The following is a 22,881-nucleotide window of genomic DNA, read 5'->3' on the forward strand; positions in this document are numbered from 1 at the left end:
AGCGCCTGGGCATCGACTTCGTCGGACGCGACGACAACTTCCTGGAGCTGGGCGGCAACTCGCTGATGGCCGCACAGCTGCTCAATCAGCTCCGCGACACCTTCCACGTCCAGGTACCGCTGGCGGCCCTCTTCGAAGCACCCACCGTCGCGGGGCTCGCATCCCGCATCGAACCACTGCTCCAACAGGCCCCCGCCCGGGAGCCCACGCGCGAACTGCCGCTAGTGCCCCGTTCCCGGATGGAGCCACTGCCCCTTTCCTACGTGCAGGAGCGCGTCTGGCGCCTGGAGCAGCACCTCCCCGGCCTGTCCGCGTACACGATTCCCTTCGTCCTGCGCCTGGAAGGCCCCGCCAACGCAGCCATCCTGGAGCGGGCCATCCTGGAGGTCGTCCAGCGCCACGAAGCCCTGCGCACCACCTACGACGCCGTGGATGGCCGGCCCGTTCAGCGCTTCCATCCCCACGTGCGAATCCCGCTGCCCATCGTGCAGGTGGAAGGCACGCCCGGAGAACGCGAGGAGGCCGCGCTCCGCATCGCCCGCGAGGACGCCGCGCGCCCCTTTGATCTGGTGCGAGGCCCCGTGCTGCGCACCACGCTCGTGCGCCTGCGCGCGGACCTGCACCTGCTGGTCTGCGCCATCCATCACATCGTCTGCGACACGCTCTCCACGTCCCTCTTCCTCCAGGAAGTGGGCCAGCTCTATGCCGCCTTCCTCCAGGGCCGGCCGTCCCCGCTGGCGCCCCTGCCCGTGCAGTACGCGGACTTCGGCGCGTGGCAGCGGCAGTCACTCGCGGAGGAGCGCTTCCCCGAACAGGAGCAGTGGTGGCGTCAGCGCCTGGCAGGCATGCCGAAGCAGCTCGGCATCCCCACGGACCGGCCCCGGCCCGCGAGCTGCCCGCTCACCTCCGAGCGCATGGTGCTGGACTTCCCGCCAGAGCTCGCCGAGGCGCTCGTCGCCTTCGGACGCAGCGAGGGCTTCACGTCGTACATGACGGTGCTCGCCGCCTGGAACGCGCTCCTGCACCGCTACACCGGGCAGGCGGACCTCATCGTCGGCACGCCCATCGGCAACCGCACGAGGCCGGAGCTGCTGCCGCTCATCGGCTACGTGGCGCACTCGGCCGCGTTCCGCACCCACGTGGGGGATGACCCGAGCTTCCGCGAACTCCTGCACCGCGTGCGACGCGAGGTCACCGACGTGCAGTCGCGGCCGGACGTGCCCTTCGAGATGCTCGTCGAACAGCTCGTCCCCGGGCGCGACATCGGCCGGGAGCGCATGACGGACACGGTGTTCGTCTACCACTCCAATCTGGAAATGGGCGGCGACGCGCTGGCGGCCGTCGGGGCACGAGGCACCTTCATCGAAGTGCCGGGCACGCCCGTGCAATGGGGCGCCACGCTGTCGGACCTGACGCTCATCCTCACCGAGGAACCCGGCCGCATTCACGGCGCCCTGGAGTACGCGACGGAGTTGTTCGACGCCTCCACCGCACGGCGGATGCTGGAGCACCTCCAGGTGTTGCTCGGAGCCGCACTGGCCCGGCCCGAGGAGCCCCTTTCCCGCCTGCCGCTGGCCACCGATGCCGAACGAAGCGCATGGCCCGTTCCCCCGCCCGTCCCGCAGGCCCCGGTCCTGCCCGCACGGCTGCGCGAACATGCGCTGCGGCAGCCAGACGCAGTCGCCGTGGAGCAGGCCGGGCGGACCTGGACCTGGAGGGAGCTCGCTTCCCGCGCGAGAAGGCTCGCATCGAAGCTGCGCGAGCAGGGACTCCAGCCGGGAGAACCCGTGGCGCTCTGCCTCCGTGCGTCGCCGGAGAAGCTGGCCGCGCTGTGGGGTGTCCTGGAAGCAGGTGGCGCGCCGGTGGCGCTCGGGCCCACGGACCTGGACTCGCTGGCCGTCTACGCCGTGGAAGGCAGTGTCGTGCCCCGGCTCATCACCTGGCGCGGGCTCTTCACGTCAACACGCCTGGAGTCCTCACGCGTCCTGCACGTCGAAGAGGTGCTGGGAGACGCGTCGCCGTTGACGGTGACGGAGGCGCTGCCGCTTCCCTCGCCGGAGTCCCTGGCGTGGCTCCTGCCCATGGGCGCGGGCCAGCCCGCGTGGGCGTTGAGTCACACGTCGCTCACGGGCTTCTTCGCGGGCCTGGATGCACGGCTGCATCCGGCGCCGGGCACCACCTGGCTCGCCGCCTCCGAACCTGCTCCCGAGAAGCCCGAGCTGGAAGCCCTCTGGGCCCTATCGCGCGGCCTGCGCGTGCTGTTCCCCTCCGAGGCCACCACATCGCGGCGAGGCGCATCGGGCGAGGCGGCATCGCGTCCGCTTCAGCTCAGCCTGTCGTACTTCGCCAATGACGAGGACTCGCTCACCGGGCCCAAGTACGAACTGCTGATGGAGGGCGCGAAGTTCGCGGACGCGCACGGCTTCTCCGCCATCTGGACGCCCGAGAGGCACTTCCACTCCTTCGGCGGCATCTACCCGCAGCCCGCGGTGGTCTCCGCCGCGCTCGCGTCCGTCACGAAGCACCTGCGCCTGCGCTCCGGCAGCGTGGTGCTGCCACTGCATGATCCGCTGCTCATCGCGGAGCAGTGGGCCGTGGTGGACAACCTGTCGCAGGGCCGCGTCGACGTATCGGTGGCCACGGGCTGGCACGTGCAGGACTTCATCTTCGCGCCCGGGAACTACGCCGACCGGCGCAACATCCTGCTGCGCCACCTGGAGACGCTGCGAGGCCTGTGGCGAGGAGACCGGCTGCGGCGCCCAGGAGGCAACGGCGTCACCGTGGAGGTGGGCCTGCGCCCGAAACCGGTGCAGCGAGAGCTGCCCGTGTGGCTCACCGCCACCGCGAACCCGGAGACGTTCCGGCTCGCGGGCGAGCTGGGCGCGGGTGTGCTCACGGGCCTCTTCGCCCACTCGCTGGAGGAGCTGAAGCCGAAGGTGGCCCTCTACCGCGAAGCGTGGCGCCGCAATGGCCACCCGGGCCGGGGCCACATCACCTGCATGCTGCACACGTACCTGGGTGACGACGAGGCGGAAGTCCTCCGGCAGGTGCGCAAGCCGCTGCTGGCGTACTTCCGGAGCTCGGCGGACATCACCACGTCGTTGCTCGCCGCGCAGGGGTATCAGGGGGAGATCGCCAAGGTGTCCCGCGAGGACATCGACGCACTGCTGGAGCACACCTTCGAGCACCACGCGAAGGGCACCGGCCTCATCGGCACGGTAGAGAGCGGCATCCAGCGGCTGCGCGAGGTGCGGGCCTCGGATGTGGACGAGGTGACGTGCCTCATCGACTTCGGCCTGGAGACACCTGTCGTCCTGGAAGGACTCAAGCGCCTGGCCACGGCACGCGAGGCCGTGGCCGCCGATGCGGCATCACACTCGCGGCGCGTGCGTGGCGAGCAGGAGACGGATGCGGAGGAGTTGCTGTCGCTGGCGAAGCAGTCGGGCGCGGTGCTGGTGAACACCACGGCACGGCTGGCCCGAGCGTTGACGGACCTGACGGGAGCGCGCGAGGCCCTGGCACCGGTGGGGGCCTGGGTCCTGGAGAACGCATCCGCGGAGCTGGCGTCCGCGCTCCAGCGCACTGCGGGCGGCGACGTGCTGCTCGCGGGGGAGGCCCGGGATGGAGGCCTGCTGCCGCGTGCGCCGGAGGAGAAGCTGCCTCCGGGTCTGGACGTCTGGGTGCTGGACGCGGCCGGGGCGCCCGTGCCCGCGGGCGTCGTCGGAGAGCTGGCCCTGTCGGGAGCGGGCCTGCCTGCCGCCCTTTGGAGGGCGACAGGTGAGGCGCCGGGCCGGTTGGTGCCACATCCGCGAAGTGGATCCGCGAGCCTCTACCGCACCGGCCGTCCTGTGCGCCTGCGCGCGGATGGTCGTGTCGAGGCCGTGAACCTCCCTGCCTTCAAGCTGCCCGCGCCGCGCCCCACGTCTCCAGCCACCCCGAGCGCTTCGGCCGCGACAGTGCACGCGGAGACGCCCAGCGCCTCCGGTGCCCTCCAGACGATCCCGCGTGCGCCTCGTGGCCAGCCGTTGCCCCTGTCGTTCGCGCAGCAGCGCCTCTGGTACCTCCAGGAGCTGGAGCCGGAGAGCACCGCCTACAACAACGCGATCATCTTCCGGCTCACGGGGGCGCTGGATGTCACCGCGCTCCAAGCGGCGCTCCACTCGCTCGTGGAACGCCATGAGGTCCTGCGCACCGCCTACGCATTGAGCGACACCGGGGCCGTGCAGGTCGTCCATGCGACCGGCACCCTGCCCCTGGAGACGGAGGATGTTCCCGGCGACACGGCCGATGCGCGAGAGGCCGCCATGCTTCGCCGCTGCCAGGCGTACACCGCGACGCCCTTCCGTTTGGACACGGGCCCCGTGGCCCGCGCACTGCTGCTGCGGCTGGCTCCGGACACGCACGTCCTGCACCTGCTCCTGCACCACGTCGTTTCTGACGCCTGGTGCGCCCTGGTCCTCAGCCGTGAGCTGCCGGTGCTGTACGCCTGCGCCAGCGCGGGTGTTCCCTCCGTCCTGCCGCCCCTGCCGGTGCAGTACGCCGACTACGCCGTGTGGCAGCGCGCGTGGCTGACCGGGTTGGTGCTGGAGGAACAGGCACGCTGGTGGAAGGAGCTGCTCCAGGGCACGCCGCCGCTGGAGCTGCCCACCGACCGTCCCCGTCCCGCCGCGCAGTCCTACGCGGGCGCCGCCCACGCCTTCCACATGCCTCGCGAGCTGTCCGAGCCGCTCCTGGCGCTGGGCCGCCGTGAAGGCGCCACGTCCTTCATGGTCCTGATGGCGTTGTTCCAGGTGCTGCTCTCCCGCACCTCCGGACAGGACGATTTCGCGGTGGGCACGCCCATCGCAGGACGCTCGCGCCCCGAGGTGGAAGGCCTGCTGGGCTGCTTCGTCAACACGCTCGCCTTCCGCGCGAGGCTCGACGGGGCACCAGGGTTCCGCGAGCTCATCACGCGTGTGAAGCAGCAGGCACTGGGCGGCTACGCGCGCCAGGACATGCCCTTCGAGCAGTTGGTGGACGTGCTCCAGGTGCCTCGCGACCTGAGCCGCACGCCGGTGTTCCAGACCGTCCTCAACGTCATCAACGTTCCGGCGGCCCAGACGACCGGAGGTGCGGGGCTCCAGATTGGCGGAGTGGACGTGCCAGTGACGACGTCCAAGTTCGACCTGTCGCTGGAGGTCTGGGAACAGCGCGACGGCCTGCGCTGCCGCCTGGAGTACTCCACCGCCCTCTTCGACGCCGCGACCCTGGAGCGCATGGCGGCGCATCTGACCGTGCTGGCAAAGGCCGTCGTCGCCGCGCCGGACGCACCAGTCTCCACCTTGTCGCTGCTCACGCCGGCCGCGCGCGAACAGGTCCTGCGCGGCTGGAACGACACGCACGTGGATTTCCCTGCGGGCGCCACGCTCCACCACCTCTTCGAGTCCCAGGCTGAACGCACTCCCGAGGCCATCGCGCTCCAGTTCGAGGACCAACGCCTCACGTACGCGCAGCTCGAAGCGCGGGCCAACCAGCTCGCGCACCATCTGCGTGCGCGCGGCGCGGGTCCGGAGACCCTGGTGGGCGTCTGCATGGAGCGCTCGCTGGAGATGGTCGTCGCCCTCCTGGGCGTCCTGAAGGCCGGAGCCGCCTACGTGCCGCTGGATCCGGCCACGCCCGCGGAACGACTCGCCGGGATGTTAGAGGACACCGCAGCGCCCGTGCTTCTTGTGCAAGAGCGCTTCCGCGCCGCACTGACTCCGCATGCCGCGCACGTCATCGAGCTCGACACCCCGTGGGAGGCCATCGCGCGTGAGTCCACGGCCCGCCCCGTGCCGTTGGCTGGGGATGACTCCCTGGCGTACGTCATCTTCACGTCTGGCAGCACGGGCCGTCCCAAGGGCGCGATGAACGCGCACGCGGGCGTCGTCAACCGCCTGCGCTGGATGCAGGGGCGCTACGGCCTGACGCCGTCGGACACGGTGCTGCAGAAGACGCCGTTCAGCTTCGACGTGTCCGTCTGGGAGTTCTTCTGGCCCTTGATGACGGGCGCGCGGCTGGTGCTCGCGAGGCCCGGCGGACATCAAGAGCCGGACTACCTGGCGGCGCTGATGGCCCGAGAGGGCGTGACCACCACGCACTTCGTGCCCTCCATGCTGCGAGCCTTCGTGGAAGAGCCCGGCCTGGAGTCCCTGTCGCGCCTGCGCCAGCTGATGTGCAGTGGCGAAGCCCTGCCCGCGGACCTGGTGCTCCGGGCCCAGGCGCGCCTGCCGCACACCACGCTGCACAACCTCTACGGCCCCACCGAAGCCGCCGTGGACGTGACGTCCTGGGAGTGCCCGCGCGACGAATCCCTGCGAGTCGTGCCCATCGGCCGCCCCGTGGCCAACACGCGCATGCACGTCCTGGATCGCCATGGCCAACCGGTGCCCGTCGGCATCCCGGGTGAGCTGTTCATCGGCGGCGTGCAGGTGGGCCGAGGCTACTGGCGCCGCCCTACCCTCACCGCCGAGCGCTTCATCCCCGATGCCTTCAGCGACACGCCCGGCGCGCGCATGTACCGCACGGGCGACATCGCCCGGTGGCGCACCGACGGCACGCTGGAGTACCTGGGCCGTGCGGACTTCCAGGTGAAGCTGCGAGGCTTCCGCATTGAACCGGGCGACATCGAAGCCGCGCTCCAGTCCTGGCCCGGCGTGCGCGACACCGTGGCCGTCGTGCGCCTGGCGGACACAGGGGGACCGCGCCTCGTCGCCTACGTCAGCATCGACGGCGGGACGCTCGACACGGCCGGACTGCGCGCGTTCCTGCACTCGCGGTTGCCCGAGTACATGGTGCCCTCCGCCATCGTCCGCCTGGACGCCCTACCGCTCACCTCCAGCGGCAAGGTGGACCGCAAGGCCCTCCCCGCGCCGGACGCGCCCACCGCCGGACGAGCGGAGCCCATCGCCCCACGCGACGACACCGAGCGGGCCCTGGCTGAGATCTTCGCGCAGGTGCTCGGCATCGCGCGGGTCGGCGTGCGGGACAGCTTCTTCGAACTGGGTGGACACTCGCTGCTCGCGACCCAGGTGGCCGCGCGCGTGAGGACTCGCCTGGGTCACGAGGTGCCGCTGCGCACGCTGTTCGAAGCCCCCACCGTTGAGGCGCTCGCCCGGCGCATCACTTCGTCCGGAGCCGTTGCGCCCGCGCTGGCGGAGCCGGAGAAGACCGAGCCCACCGGCCTCACGCCGTTGACCCGTGGCGTGCGGCCCGCCGTGCTGCCGCTGTCGTTCGCGCAGCAGCGGCTGTGGTTCATCCATCAACTGGGCACCGCGGACACGGCCTACAACATGCCGTTCTCGCTCCTGCTGGAAGGCACGCTGGACCTCGGCGCGCTCCAGCGGAGCTTCGACCGACTGGTGCGCCGGCATGAAGTCCTGCGCACCACGTTCCGCGAGTACGAAGGAGCCCCGGAGCAGGTCATCCACGCTCCCGGTCCGCTGCCCTTGCGGCAGGTGGACCTCACCGGCACCCCGGACCTGGAGCAGCGCCGCGCCGAAGCGACGAGGCTCGCCCTCGAGGAGGCACGCACCCCGTTCGACCTGGAGCAGGGTCCTCTCCTACGGGCCCTGTTGCTGAAGCTGTCGCCCACGGAGCACGTGCTGGTGCTGAACCTGCACCACATCATCTCCGACGGCTGGTCCACCGGCGTCCTGGTACGCGAGATGGGCACGCTCTACGCCGCGCTCTCCCGCAAACTCCCCGCCCCGCTGCCCGAGCTGCCGGTGCAGTACGCCGACCACGCGCTGTGGCAGCGAGGCTGGTTGCAGGGCGCGGTGCTGGACGCGCAGCTCGGCTACTGGCGGCGGCAGCTGGAAGGCGCGCCGTCGCACCTGGAGCTGCCCACGGACCATCCGCGTCCGGCCCGGCAGACCTTCCAGGGCGCGCTGATGCCCTTCACCCTCCCGAGTGCTTCCAGCGAAGCCCTGGAGACCCTGGCGAAGCGCGAGGGCGCCACGCCCTACATGGTGCTGCTCGCCGCGTTCCAGGTGCTGCTCGGCCGCTACGCCGGACAGGACGACGTGCTGGTGGGCTCGCCCATCGCAGGCCGCCGCCACGCCGAATCCGAGGCGCTCATCGGCTACTTCGCCAACACCGTCGTCCTTCGCACCCGGCTGCGCGAGGACGACACCTTCGTCTCGCTGCTGACGCGCGTGCGGGACACCACCCTGGGCGCCTACGAGCACCAGGACCTCCCGTTCGAGAAGCTCGTCGAGGCACTGCACCCCGCGCGCGACGCATCCCGCACGCCGTTCTTCCAGGTCACCTTCACGCTGCAGAACGCGCCGCTGCCGCCGCTGGCCCTGCCCGGCCTGTCGTTCCAGCCGATGAACGCCGACCCGGGCGCCATCCGCTTCGACCTGGAGCTGCTGCTGCACCGCGCTCCCGAGGGCTTCACGGGAGGCCTCAACTTCAACACCGCCCTGTTCACCCCCGGCACGGTGGCTGGAATGGCCAGGCACCTGAGCGTGCTGCTCGAAGCCGCGGTGGCTTCGCCGGGGACGCTGCTCACACGCTTGCCGCTGCTGACGTCCGAGGAGCGGCACCAGGTACTCGTCGCCTGGAGCGACACCGCGACGGAGTATCCACGTGACGCCTCCGTGCCCGAGCTGTTCGCGGAGCAGGCCGCGCGCGCGCCAGACGCCGTCGCCGTGAGGATGCCCGCGAGTCCAGGGGCCTTCTCTTTGGTGGACACGACGCGGATCGCGGCGCGTGAGCTCACGTACGGAGAATTGGATCGCCGCTCGAACCAGCTCGCGCACCACCTGCGCCGGTTGGGCGTGCGGCCCGGAGACCGCGTGGGGCTGTGCGTGGAGCGTTCGCCGGAACTCGTCACCGGCATGCTCGGGATCCTCAAGGCGGGCGCGGCCTATGTGCCCGTGGAGTCGAAGGCCCCGGCGGACCGCACGACCTGGGTGCTCCAGGAGGCGGGCGTCAGCGTGCTCGTCACGCAGGAGGCGCTGGCGGATGAACTGCCGGCGGTGACCGGGCTCCTCGTGCTGCTGGACGAGGAATGGGACCTGATCGCGAAGCAGCCGGTCACGCCCCTGGCGGTGCACGTACCCGCGGAGGCGCTGGCCTACGTGATGTTCACGTCGGGCAGCACAGGCCGTCCCAAGGGTGTCTGCGTGCCCCACCGGGGCATCGTGCGCCTCGTCCGGGGCAATGGCTTCATCGCCTTCGGTCCAGAGCAGGTGTTTCTCCAGGCCGCGCCAGTCGCGTTCGACGCCTCCACGCTGGAGCTCTGGGGAGCATTGCTGCACGGCGCGAAGCTGGTGCTCGCACCGCCGAATGCGCTCTCACTGTCAGAGCTGGGCACGCTGCTCGCGGTGGAGGGCGTCACCACACTGTGGCTCACCGCCGCCCTCTTCGAGCAGATGGTCCTTCACGAAGGAGTCTCACTCGCGGGCGTGCGGCAGGTGCTGGCGGGCGGGGACGTGCTGCCCGTGCCTCGCGTGAGGGAACACCTGTCGCGGATGGCGCCGGACGCCGTGCTCGTCAACGGGTACGGCCCCACGGAGAACACCACCTTCTCCACCACGCACACGCTGCGCGCGAGGGACACCGTTGAGCGCTCGGTGCCCATTGGCCGGCCGCTGGCGAACTCCGCCGCGTGGGTGCTGGACGAGCGCCTCCAGCCCCTGCCGCCGGGACTTCCCGGCGAGCTGTACGTCGGCGGTGACGGCCTCGCCTGGGGCTACCTCCAGCGGCCGGACCTCACCGCCGAGCGGTTCATCCCCCATCCCCACTCCGCCACGCCGGGCGCCCGCCTGTACCGCACGGGCGACCGGGCCCGCTGGCGCGACGACGGCACCCTGGAGTTCCTGGGGCGCACCGACTTCCAGCTCAAGCTGCGCGGCTTCCGCATCGAGCCCGGAGAAGTGGAGGCCGTGCTGCGACAGGCTCCGGACGTACGCGAGGCCGTGGTGCTCGCGCGCGAGGACGTGCCCGGTGAGAAGCGGCTCGTCGCCTACGTGGTCCTCGGAGGGGACAGCGCCGACACCGACCGCGTGAAGGCGCACGCGCAGCGGCAACTCCCCGACTACATGATGCCGTCCGCCTGGGTGGCGCTGCCGTCCCTGCCGCTGTCACCCAACGGCAAGGTGGACCGCAAGGCCCTGCCCGCGCCCGAAGCGCCCCGGCCCACCGAGTCGACGCGCGAAGCCCCACGCAACGCCGTGGAGGCACAGCTCGCGGCCATCTGGGCGGAGGTGTTGCACCTGGACGCAGTGGGCATCCACGACGACTTCTTCGACCTGGGAGGCCATTCGCTCCTGGCCACGCAGGTGGTGTCGCGCATCCGCGCGGTGCTGGGCGTGGAGCTGCCCCTGGGTGAGTTGTTCAACGCGCCCACCGTGGCCGCCCTCGCCCGGCACCTGGGAGCCACCACGAGCCGCCACGAGCACGTGCCGCCTCTCACCCGGGCCCCAAGGCCCCCGCTGCTGCCACTGTCCTTCGCGCAGCAGCGGCTGTGGTTCATCGACCAGCTCGAACCGGGCAGCGCCCTCTACAACATGCCCGTCGCCCTGCGGCTCCTCGGCGCGCTGGACGAGGCCGCGCTGAAGGGAAGCCTGGACGCGTTGATGGCGCGGCACGAATCCCTGCGCACCACCTTCCGCACGGAAGCAGGCCAGCCCGTGCAGCACATCCACGCGCAGGCCACCGTGCCACTGGAGCGCGTGGACCTGACCACGTTGGACAACACCGAAGCCCGGCTGCGCGAAGCGGAGCGTCTGGCGACAGCGGAGTCCCAGCGGCCGTTCGACCTGGAGCGAGGCCCCGTCATCCGCGCCCTGCTGATCAGGCTCTCGCCCGAGGAGCACGTGCTGGTGCTGCACCTCCACCACATCGTCTCCGACGGCTGGTCGCTGGGCGTGATGGTGCGCGAACTCACCGCCCTCTACGCGGCCCTGCGTGCGGGCCGGCCGCCCGCGCTCCCGGAGCTGCCCGTGCAGTACGCGGACTTCGCGCTCTGGCAGCGAGCCTGGCTCCAGGGAGAAGCACTGGAGGCGCAGCTGGCATGGTGGACCCGGCAGCTCGAAGGAGCGCCCCGGACCCTGGAGCTGCCCACCGACAAGCCCCGTCCCGCCGTCTCCACCCAGCGCGGCGACACGCTACCGGTGCACCTGTCCCTCACCCTGTCCGAGCGCGTGGAGGCCCTGGCGAAGCAGGAGGGCGCCACGCCCTTCATGGTGCTGCTCGCGGCCTTCCAGACGGTGTTGCACCGCTACGCCGGCCAGGATGACGTGCTCGTCGGCACGCCCATCGCGAACCGTCGTCACGCGGAGACCGAAGGCCTCATCGGCTTCTTCGTCAACACGCTGGTGCTGCGTGGAACCTTCGGCGCCCGGACGACGTTCCGGGAGCTGCTGGCCCAGGTGCGAGCCACGACGCTGGGCGCCTACGAACACCAGGACGTCCCCTTCGAGCGGCTGGTGGAGTCGCTGCAAACGACGCGCGACCTGGGGCGCATGCCGCTGTTCCAGGTGATGTTCGCGCTCCAGAACGCGCCGGTGCCGGAGCTGTCGCTGCCCGGTCTCACCGTGCGTCCCGCGGCCCTCGCGGAGCGCACGACATCCCAGTTCGACCTGAGCCTGGACCTGGACCGCCGCGAGGATGGCTTCCGGGGCAAGCTCGAATACGCCACGGACCTCTTCGAGCGTCCCACCATGGCGCGGCTGATCACCCACCTGGGGGTGCTGCTGGAGGCGGTGCTCACGAATCCGGACGGACCACTGTCCGGACTGTCCCTCGTTTCGGAGGAGGAACGGCGACAGCTCCTGGGCGACCTGGCCGGAGGCATGTCGCACTTCGATGGTGACGGCACACTGCACGGCCACTTCGAGGCCCAGGTGGCGCGGACTCCGGATGCGGACGCCGTGGTGTTCGGAGACACGACGCTGTCCTTCCAGCGGCTCAACGCGCGGGCCAACCAGCTCGCCTGGCACCTGCGTTCGCTGGGGGTGGGCCCGGAGGTGACGGTGGGCCTGTGCCTGGAGCGCTCGGCGGAGAGCGTCATCGCACTGCTCGCGGTGAACAAGGCCGGGGGCGCCTTCGTGCCGCTGGACCCGGCCGCGCCCGCCGCGCGCAGGTCGTTCGTCCTCAAAGACTGTGGCGCGTCCGTGCTGGTGACGACGCGGGCATTGCAAGAAGCGTGGCACCCCGAGGTGCCCCACCTGGTGTGGATGGACGCAGAACCTGTCCGACTGTCGGACAGGTTTTCGGAGGCCGCTCCGGCGGCGGAGGACGGCTCGGAACCTGTCCGACTGTCGGACAGGTTTTCGGACAACCTGCCGCCGGCGGCGGGAGCGGAGAACCTCGCCTACGTCATCTTCACCTCCGGCTCCACCGGGACGCCGAAGGGGGTGATGGTGCGGCACCGCTCGGTGCTGCACCTGCATCACGCGCTCCTACGGACCGCCTACGCGGGGCGGCCCCCGGGGCTCCGCGTCAGCATCAACGCGCCGCTGTTCTTCGATGCCTCCATCGAGCAGGTGCTGCAGCTGTTGGGCGGCCACTGCCTGTGCCCTGTTCCGGAGGATCTCCGGTTGGAGCCAGAGCGGATGCTCGAGTGGCTGGAGCGGACGCGGGTGGACGTACTGGACTGCACGCCCGCGCAACTGAAGCTCCTGCTGGATGCGGGGATGCTGGACCGCCCCCGTCTGCCGTCACTGATGTTGGTGGGAGGCGAGGCGCTGGACGAAGTGATGTGGCGGCGGCTCGCCACGACCCGGCGCACACGGGCCTTCAATGCCTACGGCCCCACCGAATGCACCGTGGACGCCACGGTCTGGGACATCCAGGGAACGTCCCACGCGCTGCCCGTCATCGGGCGGCCGCTGGACAACCTGCGCGCGTACGTGCTCGACGAGCGTCTGGAGCTGGTTCCGTTCGGCCTGCCTGGAGAACTGTGCTTCGCCGGTGAAGGCGTCGCGCGCGGCTACCTGGGCCGGCCGCACCTGACCGCCGAGCGCTTCATGCCGGACCCCTTCGGCACGGAGCCTGGAGCGCGCCTGTACCGCACGGGCGACAAGGTCCGGTGGCGCGAGGACGGAACGCTCGAGTTCATGGGCCGCCTGGACTTCCAGGTGAAGCTGCGCAGCCACCGGATCGAGCTGGGTGAGATCGAGTCCACGCTGCGGGCCCATGCCGGCGTCCGGGACGCGGTGGCCCTGGTGCGCGAGGACGTTCCGGGCGACGCGCGCCTCGTCGCCTATGTCACGCCGGAAGCGGACACCACGCCACTGCACGAGCACCTGCGCAGGCACCTGCCTGATTACATGGTCCCGGCCACCGTCCTCGCCCTGCCCGTCCTGCCCCTGACGCCGAACGGCAAGGTGGACCGCAAGGCCCTGCCCGTACCGGACGCGTCATCGCGCCCCGCACGTGTCTTCGAGCCTCCCGCGACACCCACCGAACAGCGCCTCGCGACCATCTGGGAGGAGCTGCTCCGCGTGTCCGGCGTGGGCCGTCACGACAACTTCTTTGAGCTGGGCGGGCACTCGCTCCTGGCCACGCAGGTGGTGTCGCGCGTGCGCGTCCACTTCGGTGTAGAGCTGCGCGTCCGGGCCCTCTTCGAAACGCCGACCGTGGCCGGGCTCGCCCAGCGGCTGACGGACGCCGCATCCACGCCCGCGCTGCCGCCGCTGACGAGGACGCAGGGAGACGACCTCGCGCCCCTGTCCTTCGCGCAGCAGCGGCTGTGGTTCATCGACCAGCTGGAACCGGGCAGCCCGCTCTACAACATGCCCTTCGCGCTGCGGCTGTCCGGAGCTCTGGACGTCCCTGCCCTCCAGCGGGCCTTCGACGCGCTGGTGCAGCGGCACGAAACCCTGCGCACGACGTTCGAGACCCACGATGAAACACCGCGTCAGCGCATCCATCCCGCGCCCTCGGGAATGCTGCGCACGGAGGACCTGGAGGCCCTTCCCACGGATGCGCGTGAGGCTGAAGTCCGGCGCCGCATGGACGCCGATGCGCTGCGTCCCTTCGACCTGGGCACGGGGCCCCTCGCTCGCTTCACCCTGCTGCGGTTGGACACGAGGGAGCACGTGCTCCTGCTGTGCACGCACCACACCGTTTCCGATGGCTGGTCCTTCGGGGTGCTCGTGCGCGAGCTGGTGGCGCTCTACGAAGCCTTCCGCCAGGGCCAGCCGTCGCCGCTGCCGGAGCTGCCCGTGCAGTACGCGGACTTCTCCCGGTGGCAGGCCTCATGGCTGGAAGGTCAGGTGCTCGCGGGACAGCTCGACTGGTGGAAGCGGCGGCTCGAAGGGGCGCCGCATGCGCTGTTGCTGCCCACGGACCGGCCGCGTCCGGCCCGCCGCTCCGCACGGGGAGCACGGTGGCCCGTTCAGCTGACACCGCCCTTGAGTGACGCGGTGGAAGCGCTGGCGAAGCGGGAAGGCGCCACGCCCTTCATGGTGCTCATGGCCGCGTTCCAGTTGCTGCTGTCGCGGTACTCCGGCCAGGACGACGTGCTGGTGGGCACGCCCATCGCGAACCGCCGTCACGCGGAGACCGAAGGCCTCATCGGCTTCTTCGTCAACACGCTGGTCCTCCGAGCCCGCTTCACCGCGGACACATCGTTCCGGAAGGTCCTCGCACAGGTGCGCGCGACCACGCTCGGCGCGTACGAACACCAGGACCTCCCGTTCGAGCGGCTGGTGGACGCGCTCCAGCCCGAGCGCGACCTGGGCCGTACGCCACTCTTCCAGGCCCTCTTCGCACTGCAAAACACGCCGGAGCCGGAGGCCACCCTCCCGGGCCTGACGCTGAAGGCGGAGGAGGTCCCCTCCTCGGCGGCGAAGTTCGATCTGGACCTGGCCCTCATCCGGCAGCCAGACGGCTTCCAGGGTGCGCTCACGTACAGCACGGACCTCTTCGATACCGCCACGGTCCAGCGGATGATGGAGCGCTGGAGCACGCTGCTGGAGACAGTCCTCGCCGAGCCCGACGCGCCCCTGGATCCACGGACGCTGCTGACGGACGAGGAGCTTCTCCGGATGCACGTCCCAGAAGCACCGGCGTCCCGTCCCTCCGAAACCACGGAGGTCGCCCCACGCGACGACATGGAGCGGGAGCTGGTGGCGCTCTGGGAGGAGCTGCTGGGAGTCCGGCCCATCGGCGTGACGCGTCCGTTCTTCGACCTGGGCGGTCACTCCTTGCTCGCCGTGAAGCTGATGGCGCGCATCCGGGAACACTTCCACCGCGAGCTGCCCCTGGCCGCCCTCTTCCAGGCGCCCACGGTGGAGACGCTGGCCCGGCTGCTGCGCCAGGCGCCCGAAGTCTTCTCCCCGATCGTGCCCATCCAGCGCGAGGGCTCGCAGCGGCCTTTCTTCTGCGTCCACCCCGTGGGCGGCAACGTGCTCGCGTACGCGGCCTTGGCGAAGCAGCTGGGCCGGGAGCAGCCCTTCTACGGGCTCCAGTCCCAGGGGCTCGATGGAAGCCGTCCGCCGCTCGACACGGTGGAGGCGATGGCGGCGCTCTACGTGAACGCCGTGCGCACCGTGCAGCCCCACGGCCCCTACCGGCTGGGCGGCTGGTCCATGGGAGGCGTGGTGGCCTTCGAGATGGCCCGTCAACTCCAGGCCCGGGGCGAAACCGTGGAGCTCGTGGCCCTCATTGATTCCAGCCCGGCGACGGACGACCGCGTGCCGCTCGACGTGGACGACGCAGCCCAGGTGGCCGCGCTGTTCGAGCTCGACCAGGGACAGCTCGCGACGCCGGAAGCAGCCACGGAGGCGGGGCGCACGCTCCTGCACGTCTTCACCCGCAACCTGCGCGCCCTGAAGCACCACCACCCCGGAACGTTCACCGGCCGCGTCCTCCTGCTCCAGGCGGGCGCCAACCCGAAGCACGGGGACGACGGCTGGGGCGCGCACGTCCACGGCGAGCTGACGCGCGAGGTGCTCCCCGGCACGCACTACTCGCTGCTGCGCGCGCCCCACATCCAGCGGCTCGCGGAGCGTTTGACGGAGGCGCTCCAGGGCGCGGCGCGGGACACGTCCCGGTAGGCCGGAGACCCGCACCGGCGCCGTGCCGCCCACGCGGCGCCGGGGTGCGCCCGCCGCGATGTCCGTGGAGGGCCCTGAGGGGAGCATGACAGGCCGCCTCCTCGGAGGAGCCAGCGCGCGTGCCAGGACTGGCACGTTCGCGGCGCGGCCACGTCATCCAGCGGGCCGCGCTCACCCGTAACGCCCCGGAATCCCGACGGCGAGGCCCTGGCGGCCCGCGTGGCCCCGACCTTGCGATGGGGAGGCTTCGCAACCTCTCACAGGAGCCCAGCCCCATGAACTTCCAGAAGCCTTCCGTCATCCCCCACCTCCCCCGCCGCGCGCGGACCCTGACCTGGAGCCTCCTGGCGCTCGCCGCCGCCGGCTGTGGCGCCAGCGACAGCGCCAGCCCCGGCACCCTGGCGGAGCGCCCCCAGTCCCTCACCGAGCGGCCCACCCGCTGCCTGGACATCCGCACCGCCCAGCCCGGAGCGCCGGACGGCGACTACAAGCTGTATGTGGCGGGTGACCCCAGCGCGTCCTGGACCGTGTACTGCCACGGCATGGCCGGCACGCCCGCCGAGTACCTCACGCTCACGCGCACGGACGCCGACTCCAACTTCTCGCGGTACACCGCCGGCGGCTTCTCCCCCGGCACCGACGTGCTCACCCACTTCACCCGGCTGCGCATCGACCCCGTGACCCTGCGCGTGGACACGGCGGACCAGACCTTCGCCTCCTCCACCGGCGCGCTGACGCACTCGCCGGACACCGTCACCGCGATGCCCTACGGCGTGGCCATGACGTGCGGCGGCGGACAGGGCCAGGGCAACGTCGACCTCCGGGGCACCCCCTTCACGGTGGAGGCGCAGGCGTTCAGCGTGGGCGGCGCGAACGGGACCGGCGCCGCCGTCTCCAGCGAGCACGGCCAGGTCGTCACGCTGTCCGGTGACGGCATCTGCGGCTGGGTGGGCCCGCAGGGCAGCTACAACCCCTTCAACCAGCATGGCGGCCTGCTCCAGCTCCACTACCGCGGTGAGAACTTCCCCGCGACGTGCCAGGACGTCCAGGCGGCCCACCCCGGTGCGCCGGACGGCGAGTACGCGCTGTTCGTGAACAAGGACCCGCTGAAGCGCTGGACGGCCTGGTGCCAGGACATGGCCGGCACGCCCAGGGAGTACCTCTCCCTGGTGCACACGGAGGAGGGCGCCAACTACTCGCAGTACACGTCGGGAGGGAACTCGCCGGGCACCGACGTGCGGACCCGGTTCACGCGCGTCAGGCTGAACCCCGTCACCCTCGCCGTGGACACCGGGGACCACTCCTTCTCGACGTCCAGCGGCTCCCTCAAGCACGTCAACAGGGAGCTTGTGACGGCCATGACCTACGCGGCCGCCATGGGGTGCAGCCGCACGGGCCTGGCCAACGTGGACCTGCGAGGCACGCCGTTCTCCGTGCCCACCGGCAACATCGTCCGGGCCGGCCCCTCCAGCGAGTCCTCGTGGTGGGCCTTCCACGACAACAACCAGGTGGTGGAGATGCGCGGCTACGGAGGCTGCGGCTGGGTGGGCCCGCAGGGCAGCTACAACCCCTTCAACAAGAACGGCGCCCTGCTGCCCCTGGCGTACACCGTGCCGCAGCCGTAGCCCCTGACGCTCAGGGAGACGGCTCCAGCCCCGCGCCGGGCTTCACCAGCACGGCGCGGGAGTAGGCCATGAGGAAGCCCAGGCGCATGGCGTTGCGCTCCGTGGGGATGCCGGGCGAGGACATGATGGCCGCCAGGTCACTGCCCTTCTCCAGCCCTCGCGCCAGCCGCGCGGCGATGAGCGCCTGCTGCACGCCGAGCCGCCGGTACGCGGGCAGCACCGACGTGCCGAACAGCGAGGTGAGCCCGTCGCTCACCTCGCAGCTGCCGGCCCCCACCGCCACGCCGTCGAGCCACGCCACGTACGAGTCCGAGGCGGGGTTGCGCGCCGCCTTCAATCCCATCTCCAGGAAGATCGCCGGCATCGACTCGCCCTCCGGGACGAAGCCGCTGCCGGCGACCTCCACGAACCGGTGCACCGCCGCGTCGTCGGACGGATCCACCCGCTCGACGCGCAGCCCGGCGGGAGCGCCCCGGTCCAGCCGCGACAGGTCCTCCCCCACCTGCAACGGCCGGTACAGCACCGTCTCGAACTCGCGCAGCACGAAGCCCCGGTCCGCCAGCCCCTTCAGCAGGGGCTGGGGCGCGAAGGGGCTCAGCTCCGCCTTGGGCTCCACGCCACGCGACGCGAAGAAGTCCACCAGCGCGTCCAGCTCCGCGTCCGTGACAGCGCGCTCGAAGCCGTAGCCGCACGACTTGTTGATGTAGGACCCCACGCCGCCGAACGCCATCCAGCCGTCCGCGAGCGGCGCGGACGCCGTCGAAAGCGCCACCGCGGAGGTGGCCTGCTTGCGCTCGAACCGCCGGGCGATCTCCACCAGGTTCACGTCGCTCATCCGCCCCGTCTACACCACGACGGGCCACCGCGTCAGGGCGTCGCTGCGCTCACCCAGGCCCGTTTCCCTGGGGTGGCGGGGGCGAGGACAGCAGGCCGTCCAGCACGCCGTAGGCGTAGAGCGCCGCGAAGGCGTAGGCCCCCACGAGATAGGAGACGTTGAAGGCCCGGGCCGTGGGTGCGTCCTGGGCCGAGTAGCGGCCGTCCGGGCCGCGCAGGGACAGGGCCACGCCCAGGGAGACCGCGGACACGGCGAACGTCGTGCCCTGCCCTACCGCGAGCGCGGTGCCCTTGGAGCGCTGGCCGTGCACGAGGTGGCCCACGCCGAACGGCACCAGGTACCAGCCTCGCGAGGCCGGGCGGGATTCGACCAGGACGGGAGCGGTGATGGAGTTCGTGGGCCCGGGCAGGAGCACGGGCGGGCGGAGTCGGGCGGCGCGCTGGACGATGCGGTCATGGCGCCGCGCGCGCACCCGTTCGATGAAGGCGATGAAGTCCGGCGGATACACCAGGGGGTCCAGCTTCGCGTCGGGGTCGAGCGCGAGCCCCTCCACGGCCTCGTGCTCCGCGCGGGGCAGGTCCTCCTGGGCGTGGAGCGTCGCCGCGAGCAGCAGGTGGGCTTCCGCCTCCTCCTGGGGATGGGAGAGCCGAGGGGGCTGGAGCAGGGCCTCCAGCGCGGTCCGGGCGCGGGGCAGGTCGCCGGACTGATAGGCCTCGCGAGCGGGGCCCAGCGGAGAGGACGCCGCGAGCAGCAGGGCGACGATGGCGGTCTTCATGGAGCGGCCCCCAGCACGAGCGTGGTGTGGGTCCCCGCCACCGCGTCGAGCGATTGCCTCAGCACGTGGCCTCCCGGGTCGCGGACGGACAGGAGGTGTACCCCGTGCGAGAGCTTCAATGGGTCGCGCAGCGGGGCCACGCCCACCTCCACGCCGTCGACGAAGACGCGGGACGCCGCGGGCGCGACGAGGGTGACCTCCGCGTCGCGCACCCGGAGGGAGACTTCACGCGAGACGGTTGCGCCGGCAGCCACTTCGAGCACTTCCTCGACGGGCTCGCACAGGGGGTTGGCGAAGCGGAGCCGGTGCGTGCCGGGAGACAGCCGCAGCTCGCGCAGCCGAGGGGTGTAGCCCCGGCTCTGGCCGTCCACGAACACCTCGGCCCAGGGGCGTGTCGCCACCGTGAGCGTCGCGAAGTCCCGGGCATCCGGGACACGGACGGGCAGCTCGTCGCCGGGGGGCTCCGGGGACACGGGCCGTTGCGGAGAGTCCTGGGCGGGGCGGGCCAGCGGCGCTGGCGCTGCCCGAGGAGACCTGCCCGGAGCCTCCGGACGCGCGCCCCGGACCGGCGTCCCGGAGGCCGCCTGAGGCAAGGGACGCGAAGGTCTTTGCGCTGAATCAAGGCGGGCGACGGCCACGGGCGCGGCGGAGGCCTCGCTTGTGGCGGGCAGGCCAGCGCCGGGCGGTGCCGAGGCGGCCGTTGTCGCAGTGGAGTCGTCACCGGGCGAGAGCGCGGCGGAGGCGGCATTTGTCGCAGTGGAGTCGTCACCGGGCGCGAGCGCGGCAAGGTCCTCCGACGTGGCAGGCGAGCCCGCAGCAGGAGCAACTGGCACGGCGGTCTGCACCGTTGCCTCCGGATCCGTCGCGGGCGCGGACGCCTGCCCCGTGGCCACCGCCGGACTCCTGGCGCCACTCGCGCGCCATGCCCACGGCCCCAACCCGCCCGACACCGCCGCGAGCACCAGGGCCGCCAGGAGCGCTCGCTTGTGCTCCGCCCACGAGCGCGGGAGCGCCTCCCACGCGCTCCGGGCGAGCCCCTTCCTCATGGGCCGCGAGCGCAGGAGCGCCAGCACCTCGGGGGCCCCGGGCCGGAGCGCCAACGCGGCATTGAGACACCGGGCAGCCCGGGCGCCCTGCCCCGCGGCGAGCAGCGCACGGCCTTCGCCCAACAGCCGCTGGAACCGGTCCTCGCGCCAGCGGGCCACGCAGGACTCCGGAGCCTGGAAGAAGGCACGCGACGCTTCGGCGGGAGCCCCGACCCACGACCGCAGCACAGCCTCCAGCTCCTGCGCCAGCGCCCCACCCTCCACGGGCCTGTCACGCGCATCCCGGGCAAGACACCGCGCGACCAGCGCCGACAGGGGCGCGGGCGTGCCCGGCGCGGCCTCCACCAACGGCGGCGCATCGCGGGTCATCACCGAGACCGCCAGCCGGGCACTGCCCTCCCCTGCATGGGGCGTCGAGCCGGTGCACAGCTCGAACAACACGACGCCCACCGCGTAGACGTCCGACGCCGGGGACCACGCCCCGGTATCCATGCGCTCCGGCGCCATGTACGGCAGCGAGCCGATGACGGCGCCAGTGCTCGTCAGCCGGGCCTGATCCGCCAGCGCGGCGATGCCGAAGTCCGCGAGCTTCAGCGGCCCTCCACGCGCCACGAGCACGTTCTCCGGCTTGACGTCCCGGTGCACCACGCCGCGCGCATGCGCCGCGTCCAGCGCGCGGGCCAGCTCCCAGCCCAGCAGCGCGACGGCCTCCGGCGGCAATGGAGCCAGGCGCCGCGCCAGTTCGCGCAGGTTCTCGCCTTGCACCCATTCACAGACGAGGAACGGGCCGCGCACGGCGTCCTGGCCAAAGTCATGCACCGCCAGGACATTGGGGTGCTGGAGCGAGGCCACCACCTCCGCCTCCTGGCGGAAGCGCTCGGTGAAGCGGGCGTCCAGGCCCGGGTGCAGCACCTTCACGGCCACGCGGCGGGACAGCTGGAGGTCGAGGGCGAGGAAGACCGTCGCCATCCCGCCCCGCCCCAACTCCTGCTCCAACTGGTAGCGGCCGGCCAACAGTTCGCCCGTCATCGCGCGCGCAGTCTAGGAAGCGGGATCCACGCGATCAAACCCCCGGGCGCCCTCACTGCTGGCACACGCGCAAGGTGGAGCCGGGGAGCTGCACGCACGTGCCTGCCTGTCCCCCGGGACACTCCGCATCCGACCGGCAGGGTTGGTGACACGTCTTCCCACGTCCCAGGTCCGCGCAGAAGCCGCAGCGGGCGCAGTCCATGGAGGTCCCGCAGGAGTCGCCCAGGTGCTCGGGGGGCAGGCCCTCGCAGGTCTCGACGCACAGGGACTCCGGAGCCGGTGAGCATTGGTAGCCCGTGGGGCAGCCCGGGTCACAATCGCGTGTACAGCGTCCCTTCACGCAGTACGCGAACGTCGAACAGGCCAGGGGGTCGGAGCAGGGCTCGGTGAGGCGGGGGCCTGATTCGCATTCCCTGTAGACGTCGGAGCAGCGCTGCCCCTCGGGACACTCCCGGTCCGCGGCGCAGGAGCGCACGCAGGCGTCTCCCAAGCAGCCGGCGTCCAACTCCTCACGCACCTGGATGTCGAGCGGACACCCCGGGGCCACGAGCAGGACCAGCAGCAGGACCGAGAGCGGGAAGCGCATGGGCTCAGGACTACATCAAGGAGTGAGATATACGCACGCGGTGGCGCTCGCCACGGCCGCTAATCCTCCTCCGTCTGAAGCCAGAACCATTCTTCATTGGAACGGAGCGCTCCGCCCAAGAACTCTGAAAAGGAGCCCGCGATCTGGCGGTTGTAGGCAGGGTCTGGAAACGCTTCGCGGTAGCCATCCCGGATGGAGTACCGGCCCTCCGCCTGCTGGTTCACGTCGACGAAGATGTAATTGGTATCCCGCACCTCGCAGACCGCGTACCAGGACGCGGGACCCGCCCTGTCTGTGTCCTCCTTGAGGAGGACGACACGAGCGCGGCGAATCTTCGCCAGCGGGTAGAAGAAGAACGCGGGGTCGACTCGGTCGAACAATTTCGCGCCATCGCAATGCAGGTAGAAGGCACGAAGGTCCGGGTCCAGGCGCCACCCGACTCTCTGCTCAAAGGCCTCGATCTCCGACGGAGTCGCGGGCGGGTTCGGGAAGTGGAGCCGTGAAACCTCGTCCAGAAGCGCCGACATGGCTTCGGAGCTACTCGCCATAGGGGTGATCCACTCCTACACGCGTCCACGGAGGCTGGTTCGCATAGCATTGGTTGTAGGGGCCCAGCAGATCCTCGTGAAGGTCCTGGGGAAACGGCAGCAGGTTGTCCCAATCGGTGGGGTTGCCGCCATGTTGAAGGTCGCGGATGTGATGGCCCTGGTAGGGCTTTCCGTCGGCTTCCGTCGGCCAGTCACCGAACCGCCGGGACCATTCCTCACGGAACCCCTTGCGCGCCTTGTTCCAGCGATTGCGAGCAGCTTCATTCTGGCGAGGCGTCAGGGCGTGAGAAGAAATGAGCCTTCCGACTCGTCGAACCAGCCTTGCGCTATGGCGAGCAGGAGGTTGTGGGCGACGAGTGCGAGCAACCACGCGGCTTCGGCTCGCTTGCGACCTCGTACGTGA

At 71.3% G+C, this 22,881-nt stretch carries 7 protein-coding genes (1 of these 7 cut by a window edge); 2 read left to right on the forward strand and 5 right to left on the reverse strand.

Going from position 1 to position 22,881, the window contains the following annotated elements; all coding sequences use genetic code 11:
• A protein-coding gene (locus D7V77_RS11885; RefSeq protein ID WP_120576385.1) for a non-ribosomal peptide synthase/polyketide synthase crosses the window boundary here: on the forward strand, nucleotides 1-16,034 show its end. The gene continues 16,063 nt to the left of window position 1, outside the view; 16,034 of the gene's 32,097 nt are visible here — the last part of the coding sequence; its start codon lies off the left edge, out of view; the stop codon is at nucleotides 16,032-16,034.
• A gap of 275 nt (nucleotides 16,035-16,309) precedes the next feature.
• Nucleotides 16,310-17,659 (forward strand): GON domain-containing protein, encoded by a 1,350-nt coding sequence (locus D7V77_RS11890; RefSeq protein WP_158624384.1) that lies wholly within the window; start codon nucleotides 16,310-16,312, stop codon nucleotides 17,657-17,659.
• A gap of 10 nt (nucleotides 17,660-17,669) precedes the next feature.
• Here the strand turns inward: D7V77_RS11890 and D7V77_RS11895 are convergent, their stop codons facing one another.
• Genes D7V77_RS11895 through D7V77_RS11915 form a run of 5 tightly spaced genes read right to left on the reverse strand, consistent with a single transcriptional unit; the run spans nucleotide 17,670 to nucleotide 22,457 of the window.
• Entirely contained in the window at nucleotides 17,670-18,494 is an 825-nt protein-coding gene (locus D7V77_RS11895) for a GNAT family N-acetyltransferase (protein ID WP_120576387.1), read from the reverse strand.
• A 49-nt stretch (nucleotides 18,495-18,543) separates the two neighbouring features.
• Nucleotides 18,544-19,269: a hypothetical protein gene (locus D7V77_RS11900; protein ID WP_120576388.1), complete on the reverse strand. Its 726-nt coding sequence runs from the start codon at nucleotides 19,267-19,269 to the stop codon at nucleotides 18,544-18,546.
• On the reverse strand, nucleotides 19,266-21,344 hold the full coding sequence (locus D7V77_RS11905; protein ID WP_120576389.1) for a serine/threonine-protein kinase: 2,079 nt from the start codon (nucleotides 21,342-21,344) through the stop codon (nucleotides 19,266-19,268). The genes D7V77_RS11900 and D7V77_RS11905 overlap by 4 nt, the downstream gene beginning before the upstream one ends.
• Before the next feature lie 52 nt (nucleotides 21,345-21,396).
• On the reverse strand, nucleotides 21,397-21,930 hold the full coding sequence (locus tag D7V77_RS11910) for a latent transforming growth factor beta-binding protein (RefSeq protein WP_120576390.1): 534 nt from the start codon (nucleotides 21,928-21,930) through the stop codon (nucleotides 21,397-21,399).
• 59 nt (nucleotides 21,931-21,989) lie between these two features.
• A complete protein-coding gene (locus D7V77_RS11915; RefSeq protein WP_120576392.1) occupies nucleotides 21,990-22,457 on the reverse strand; it encodes an SMI1/KNR4 family protein in 468 nt (155 codons plus the stop codon).
• Nucleotides 22,458-22,881 lie beyond the last annotated feature (424 nt).

This window comes from Corallococcus sp. CA041A (genome assembly GCF_003612075.1).
Lineage (GTDB): Bacteria > Myxococcota > Myxococcia > Myxococcales > Myxococcaceae > Corallococcus > Corallococcus exiguus.

Coding starts and splice junctions, on each gene's coding strand:
- D7V77_RS11890 (WP_158624384.1), top strand. CDS start 16,310: ATGAACTTCCAGAAGCCTTCCGTCATCCCCCACCTCCCCCGCCGCGCG.
- D7V77_RS11895 (WP_120576387.1), bottom strand. CDS start 18,494: ATGAGCGACGTGAACCTGGTGGAGATCGCCCGGCGGTTCGAGCGCAAG.
- D7V77_RS11900 (WP_120576388.1), bottom strand. CDS start 19,269: ATGAAGACCGCCATCGTCGCCCTGCTGCTCGCGGCGTCCTCTCCGCTG.
- D7V77_RS11905 (WP_120576389.1), bottom strand. CDS start 21,344: ATGACGGGCGAACTGTTGGCCGGCCGCTACCAGTTGGAGCAGGAGTTG.
- D7V77_RS11910 (WP_120576390.1), bottom strand. CDS start 21,930: ATGCGCTTCCCGCTCTCGGTCCTGCTGCTGGTCCTGCTCGTGGCCCCG.
- D7V77_RS11915 (WP_120576392.1), bottom strand. CDS start 22,457: ATGTCGGCGCTTCTGGACGAGGTTTCACGGCTCCACTTCCCGAACCCG.